Source organism: Oleiphilus sp. HI0132 (assembly GCF_001635845.1).
The window spans coordinates 1-713 of the sequence record NZ_LWGJ01001854.1 but is presented as its reverse complement, the minus strand read 5'-3'; the positions used below and the strand labels follow the sequence as shown (position 1 = coordinate 713).

The window sequence follows — 713 nt, the reverse complement described above, 5'->3', positions numbered from 1 at the left end:
GTTCAAAAGGCCTAGAGGAGAGTTTGGGTCGCTTAGATAATTCATGCGCAAGGAAATAACCCTAAGCGTGCCGGGAACTAATTCATCAGCCTGCCAGCGTTTGCTTCCATGCTTTTCCATATAATCCAGGTCTGCATGAAAACCTCTATCGAGCCAGTCTTTGTATCGTTCTATATGAATGTCTAGGTCATTAGTTGTGATGCCAAATTGCTGAAACCCAAGTTCTAGCGCTTTTTTTTGGATTGACTGCTCAAGTTCTAGCAGCTCGTTGTGAGTAAGATTGGGCTTAGTGTTTTGCATCGAATCTATTCTAGCGGCATCTTTGTGTAAGTCTGACGATGTTTTGCTATACTTAACAGTTAACTAGGAATGTTTGTTCAGCAAATACATTAATAAGCAATGTGTTACGACGCTATTATGGCATAAACGTGCAGCAGAACCTGCTTTTTGTGTCTGCAAAGAGCGCTTGTTTTAATATTTGTTTATGGATTATAGGGCAAGAGAGTGAATCGATATAGGGTGCGAGTATGACAAAAGCGGCTATTGGGCTTGTATTGGTTGACGAGTCAGCGACAGTAGCATTAGGACGCTTGTTATTCAGTGTCATCGATGAGCATTGTTTTCATCAAGGTGTGGTGAGTATCTTTTTGCACGGTGACCTCGGAATGGGTAAGACAACCTTAACTAGGGGGATTCTCGAAGGTGCAGGGCAC

The 713-nt window shown here is 42.6% G+C and carries 1 protein-coding gene and 1 pseudogene; one reads left to right on the top strand and one right to left on the bottom strand.

Annotated elements, in window-relative coordinates; genetic code table 11:
• Positions 1-300 (bottom strand): annotated as a pseudogene (locus A3766_RS28030) (tRNA epoxyqueuosine(34) reductase QueG); the annotation flags it as partial.
• 227 nt (positions 301-527) lie between these two features.
• Between A3766_RS28030 and A3766_RS28025 the strand changes: the two are divergent.
• Positions 528-713: tRNA (adenosine(37)-N6)-threonylcarbamoyltransferase complex ATPase subunit type 1 TsaE (locus tag A3766_RS28025; RefSeq protein ID WP_197479814.1), on the top strand; the 186-nt coding region annotated here is incomplete at its 3' end.